This is a genomic window from uncultured Meiothermus sp., assembly GCF_937863175.1.
In the GTDB taxonomy this organism is placed as follows: Bacteria; Deinococcota; Deinococci; order Deinococcales; family Thermaceae; genus Meiothermus.
Genome location: NZ_CALMCQ010000112.1, coordinates 1 through 5,986, shown reverse-complemented (window position 1 = coordinate 5,986; position 5,986 = coordinate 1). Strand labels below are relative to the sequence as shown.

Below are 5,986 nucleotides of genomic sequence, written 5' to 3'. Positions count from 1 at the left end.
ATAAGTCTCATCCTTTTCCCCAGTCCAGATTAATACACCATCGCCTGAGAAAACCCAAATCGGATCCGGGCGACCCACCATAAACCCCGAAGGGTCTGCTTTGGATCGCGAAATTTATACCCCTACCAGCTTCTTGGCCTCGGCCAGTGCCGATTTGACGGTCTTTTCGGCCTGAGCCTCACAGTAGATGCGTAGCACCGGTTCGGTTCCGGAAGCCCGAAAGAGCAGCCATCCGGTTTCACCAAAAATCCACTTAATGCCGTCCAGATTCTCGGTGCCGCTCACCTCCAGACCGGCAATGGTCTGTGGGTTTTGCACCCTGGCCATGGCAGCCTGGATGTGCTCCATCGAAGGTAACTGCAAATCCATCCGATCATAGGCATGTTTGAAGCCCACCTCGGCTTCGATCTCAGCAAATTGCTGTCCCAGGCTTTTGCCGGTTCGCACCACCGATTCTAAAAGTAACAGGGCATTCAGCAGCCCATCACGCTCGGGGAGGTGCCCGGCCACGCCGATGCCGCCCGATTCCTCGCCTCCAATCAAGACCCCACCCTTCAGCATCTCGTCGGTGATGTATTTGAAGCCGATGGGTGTCACCACCAGCTCCAGCCCCAGTTTTTGGGCCAGCTTGTCCACGATTCGGGAGGTCGAGAAGGTCTTGACCACCCGTCCGGTTAACCCTTTGCTGTGCAGATGGTTGAGTAATACCGCAAAAATTTGATGGCTGTTGAAGTTGCCTCCCCCGGCCAGCACGGCCCCAATTCGGTCGGCATCACCATCGTTGACAACAGCAAAAGTCGGGTCTTCCTCCGCCCTGAGCACGGTCATAATGGCGAACTGGTTCTGGGGAATGGGCTCGGGATGCACCCCATAAAACATCGGGTCGGGCACCGCGTGCAATTCGCGCAACTCCAGTTCCAGCCCGGCGTGTTTAACAAAACCAGCCAGCCAGCCCGCGCCCGCGCCACCCAGGCTGTCGTGGTAGATCACCCCGTCGTAGGCCTTGAGGGCTTCAATATCCAGCTGGCTGGTCAAGAAGTCGTAGTAGGCTTTGCGCACATCGAAGCTGTGAATGGGGGCTTCGCCCCACCGGGGTCTTGCGCCGAGCCGGTGCTCCACTTCAGCAATCATGGCAGGGGTGGCGGCTCCTCCGTACCGGCCCTTGATTTTGAAACCGAGGTACTCTGCGGGGTTGTGGCTGGCGGTAATCATCACCCCACCATCGGCCTGCAAATGGGTGACGGCAAAAGAGAGCACTGGGGTGGGCACAAAGGATTTGGCAAGGTGTACTTCCAGACCATTGGCAGCCAGCACCTCGGCAGCCCTCCGGGCAAACCTGCCCGCCATAAAACGGGTATCATAGCCTACCACTACTTTTTTGCCTTGCTGAAGGAGCAAATATTCTGCGTATGCCTGGGCAACGCTCGCCACGTTGTCGAAGGTGAATTGGTCGCCAATAATGGCTCGCCAGCCGTCGGTGCCAAACTTGATGCCCGCCATAGGCGGGATTTTGTAATTACTGGCTAGTTCATTTGCCATGTCCATACCGGGAACACTATACAGGGCAGCCCCAGGGCTCGAGGTTGAATTCGCTTTATGGCATCCCTCGGTCTACCCAGAGGCGAGTTTCGAAGGGCATTGCCACCTGGTTCACCCCCCTCTTTGCTGCTGGATGATACACTTTCGGGGCTCTATGTCCGACCTCCTATCTTCCCTCAACCCCTCCCAACAGGAGGCCGTCAAGCACTTTGAAGGCCCGGCCCTGGTAGTGGCCGGTGCGGGTTCTGGCAAGACCCGCACCGTGGTTCACCGGATTGCATACCTGCTACGCGAACGGCGGGTGTATCCCGCCGAGATCCTGGCCGTGACCTTTACCAATAAAGCAGCCGGCGAGATGAAGGAGCGGCTAGAAAAGATGGTGGGGCCGGGGGCTAAAGACCTCTGGGTATCTACCTTCCACTCAGCAGCGGTGCGGATTTTGCGCACCTATGGCGAGTACGTGGGGCTCAAGTCGGGGTTCGTGATCTACGATGATGATGACCAGAACGCGCTCTTGAAGGAGATTTTGAAAGAGCTCGAGATCGAAGCCAAGCCAGGCCCTTTCAGGGCTATGATTGACCGAATCAAGAACCGGGGCGATGGTCTGGTGGAGTTCATGCGCGAGGCCCCCGACTTTATTGGTGGGGTGCCTAAGGATATTGCAGCAGAGGCATATCGCAGATACCAGAGTGGGCTGCGGATGCAAGGGGCGGTGGACTTTAACGACCTCTTGCTCCTCACCATCGAGCTGTTTGAACAGCGGCTCGAGGTGTTGTACAAGGTGCGACAGCGTGCCCGTTTTATCCATGTGGACGAGTATCAGGACACCAACCCTGTGCAGTACGAGCTAACCCGGCTGCTGGCCGGAGACCAGCCCAACCTGATGGTGGTGGGCGACCCCGATCAGAGCATCTATGGCTTTCGCAATGCCGACATTAACAACATTCTCGACTTCAGCAAGGACTACCCCGGGGCCCGGATCATCCGCCTCGAAGACAACTACCGCTCGAGCCACACTATTCTGCAGGTTGCCAACGCCGTTATCGAGAAAAACGCCCTGCGGCTGGAGAAAGTCCTTCGCCCTACCAAGGCTGGGGGCGACCCGGTTCGAGCTTACCGCGCCCCCAACGCCCGCGAAGAGGCCGCTTTCGTAGCACGGGAAATCGTTAAGCTGGGAAACTATAAAGACATCGCGGTGCTCTACCGCACCAATGCCCAGTCGCGCTTGCTGGAAGAACACCTGCGCCGTGCCCAGGTGGCGGTGCGGCTGGTGGGGGCGGTGGGGTTTTTCGAGCGCCGGGAAATTAAGGATCTGCTGGCCTACGGGCGGGTTGCCATCAACCCCGCAGACTCCATCAACCTGCGCCGGATTGTCAATACCCCTCCCCGCGGCATTGGGGCTACTACGCTGGCCCGGCTGGTCGAGCATGCTCAGAAGGGCGGCGGTACGGTCTTCGATGCCTTCCGTGCTGCTGAACAGGTGATCAATAGACCTCAGCAGGTACAGGCTTTTGTCAAGCTGCTCGACGAGCTGATGGAGGCCGCTTTCGAGACCGGCCCGGCAGCTTTTTTTGAGCGAGTGCTGGACGAAACTGGCTTCCGTGATGCACTCAAACAGGAGCAGGATGGAGAAGATCGTCTGCAAAACGTGGAAGAGCTTCTGCGGGCGGCGCGTGACTGGGAGGAAGAAGAAGGCGGAACCCTCTCCGACTTCCTGGACTCAGTGGCCCTGACCGCCAGAGCAGAAGAACCCCAGGGCAAAGTGCCGGAGGAAGCTGTCACGCTCATGACCCTGCACAACGCCAAGGGCCTCGAGTTTCCCACGGTATTCCTGGTGGGTCTGGAAGAAAACCTCCTCCCCCATCGCAACAGCCTGAATCGCCTGGAGGATCTGGAAGAGGAGCGGCGACTTTTTTATGTGGGCATCACCCGTGCCCAGGACAGCCTCTATCTCTCCTATGCCGAAGAACGCGAGACCTTCGGCAAGCGGGAATTCACCCGCCCGAGCCGCTTTCTGGAGGATATTCCCCAGGACCTGCTCAAGGAAGTAGGAGCTTTTGGAGATAGTGCGGCGCCGGTGTTGTCCTCGAACCGTCGAGATCCCAAGCCCCGAACCCAACTGTCCGAGTTCAAAGGAGGGGAAAAGGTCAAACATCCCAAGTTTGGCAGCGGGACGGTGGTGGCCGCGTTGGGCGGGGAGGTCACGGTGATGTTCCCCGGCCTCGGCCTGAAAAAGCTAGCGGTGAAATTCGCCGGACTGGAGCGACTGGATTGATTAAGGCTATCTAAGCGACTCTTTAGTGTTCCCTCGCACAAACCGCCCTGTGCCGGGTAGGGTGAAGGTATGAAAAAGCATATTCGACGTCTGGGAGCGACACTGGTTCTAATGCTGGGAGTGGCCTTTGCCAGTGGGGCCGATATTGGCTTTTCGGTACGCAACGGCCCCAGCGGCAATTTCATGGGCCACCTGGGCCTGTATCTGGATGGCTATCCAATTGATTTTCGCTCTCAGCTGGTAATTGGGTCACCCGGTGGCCTATACATAAGTGGTGAAGTGATCTATGCGCTGCCCTTCTTTTTGCTGGTACGTCCGTACTTAGCCGGAGGTCTGGCCGTGGGAATTACCGGCTACACCGCCCAGAACGAGCTACGGTTGCGCTTTGGAGAACGCTTTTACGCTATTTTCTCTATGGGAATTCAGTTTCCCGAACGCGGCTACCGCCCTTATCTCGAGGTCAGTCAGGTGATTGGCTCGGAGAGCTTCCAGCGCTTCACCGTAGGCTTTATTGTCGAAGGCTTCTGAGCTGTACGGCTGTCGAAAGTTGATAGCCGGGTATTCAGCCTCGTTCGGTTGCCGGGGTGGCTACAGGCCCAATACCCGAGTATTCACAGCGTACCGCCAACGGGCGTTGTAGATTAGGGGCGATGCACTCCCGTGACTATGCAGCGACCCGCCCGCTGGCGGTGTTACACCAGGGCCAAAGCCGTTGGTATCAGCCGCTTTTGACGGCTTCGATGCACCATAATTTGCCCCTGTTTGTTTATGCCAGTCAGCCGGGAATCAACCTTGAAGCCGCGCTCGCAGCGCTACAGCCCTTGAACCTTCGCGGCGCAGTCCTGGAAGACTCTGGCCTGCAAGCCCTGGCCCTGGATGCGGTGCAAAACCTCGAGGCCGAAGCCGAGCAAGCCCGGCGGGTGGATCTGGTGGTGCCCGAAGTTACGGGAACCCGGGGGTTCTACCTCGAGCCCATCGCTCTGGCCAATCTGATTCGCCGCTACGCCTTAGGTGATAAGGCGCTGTGGCTCGGCCCTATCCGCTCCGAACTGGCCCAGGGACTGCGCGGCCTGACCAAAGTCTCGATACTGAGCCGGAGCTTCCCCGAAGGCGAAAGTTTTCTGCAACGACTGCCAGCCCCCCAACAAGGGGTGGTTGCGGCTGCCGAAGTACAGGCTACCGTGGTAGCCCGTCAGGCCGATCTGATTTTATATGCCGGTGGAACCCTGCCTCTGGCTTTGCTACAGCCCTATCACAGCCTTATAGCACTCAGGCCGCTACCAGCGGAGGCCCTGCGGATGATTGGCGAGTATGTCCCGCCGGAGGAGTTCCAAAAGTTTCATCTGGCAGCCTTGCTGGAAACTCTGGGCTACGCCCTCCCCCCGGAAACCTTCACCCTCTAGGGGTAGCTCGGGGATGGATTCCCTCCTTCCAGGGCGCGCGAACCGCCCTTGGGATCTGGTGGCTCAACGCTCTTCCAAAACGCCCTGCCGCAGCAGGGCGGGCACCATGGGCTCGCCCACACGCAACAGGGCATAGCTGCCCAGCCTGCGGGCAGTGACTCTCAGTCGCAGTAGATGTTTCTCGAGTGCATCTTGATAGCCCCGTATCTCTGCTTCACCCACCTCCATCCGGTTCCCTACCTCTACATCGTGCAGCAGGGCTTCGGTAAATCTGGGGGCGAGTTCTTCTGGGGCCATCACCTGAACCAGCACCACCTGACGCAGCTTTTGCAGAAGACGGGACCAGTCCAGCTCATCCAAACCATCGGTAACAAGCACGGTGACGCCCCTGGGCCGGGGGAAGTTCAACAGCACCGATGGCCCTTGCACTACCGGGCGAACCTGCCCACGGTAACGGCCACTGCCCCACACAAAGGCCCCCTCCGACCTGGCCGAATCAGCCAGTACCCGCGATATTCGTTGGGCATAAGCCTGTTTTCCCCACAACTCCATGCTGGGTGAGCCATCCAAGAAAAAGGTGAAGCGGGCGGGGGCTTCGGCCTGGTAGAGGCGGGTATAGAGCCGACCCGTGCGGGCGTAGGCCCGCCAGTCAATAAAGCGTGGCTCGTCACCCTGGGCGTAGCCGCGCAGCTCGTAGAATTCCAGTCCCCGCCCCGGTATGGCCTGGGTGCGATCGCCAGCAAAAGGCTGGGTGGGGCGGGTTCGGATC

5 protein-coding genes are annotated in these 5,986 nt (G+C 58.8%); 3 read left to right on the top strand and 2 right to left on the bottom strand.

Annotated features, from left to right (window positions below; all coding sequences use genetic code 11):
- Positions 1–114: 114 nt before the first annotated feature.
- Complete coding sequence (locus Q0288_RS04535; protein WP_299427836.1) at positions 115–1,500, bottom strand: phosphoglucomutase/phosphomannomutase family protein; 1,386 nt, start codon at positions 1,498–1,500, stop codon at positions 115–117.
- 193 nt (positions 1,501–1,693) lie between these two features.
- Here Q0288_RS04535 and Q0288_RS04530 point away from each other — a divergent pair, with 193 nt between their 5' ends.
- The 3 genes from Q0288_RS04530 (at position 1,694) to Q0288_RS04520 (ending at position 5,217) form a co-directional block, all read left to right on the top strand.
- Positions 1,694–3,814, top strand: a complete 2,121-nt coding sequence (locus Q0288_RS04530) for an ATP-dependent helicase (protein WP_299427831.1) — start codon at positions 1,694–1,696, stop codon at positions 3,812–3,814.
- A gap of 69 nt (positions 3,815–3,883) precedes the next feature.
- Complete coding sequence (locus tag Q0288_RS04525) at positions 3,884–4,342, top strand: hypothetical protein (protein WP_299427828.1); 459 nt, start codon at positions 3,884–3,886, stop codon at positions 4,340–4,342.
- 122 nt (positions 4,343–4,464) lie between these two features.
- Positions 4,465–5,217 carry a hypothetical protein gene (locus tag Q0288_RS04520; protein ID WP_299427825.1) on the top strand — a complete coding sequence of 251 codons (753 nt, stop codon included), beginning with the start codon at positions 4,465–4,467 and terminating at the stop codon, positions 5,215–5,217.
- 63 nt (positions 5,218–5,280) lie between these two features.
- Here Q0288_RS04520 and Q0288_RS04515 read toward each other — a convergent pair whose 3' ends face one another.
- Entirely contained in the window at positions 5,281–5,985 is a 705-nt protein-coding gene (locus Q0288_RS04515; RefSeq protein ID WP_299427822.1) for a DUF58 domain-containing protein, read from the bottom strand.
- Position 5,986 lies beyond the last annotated feature (1 nt).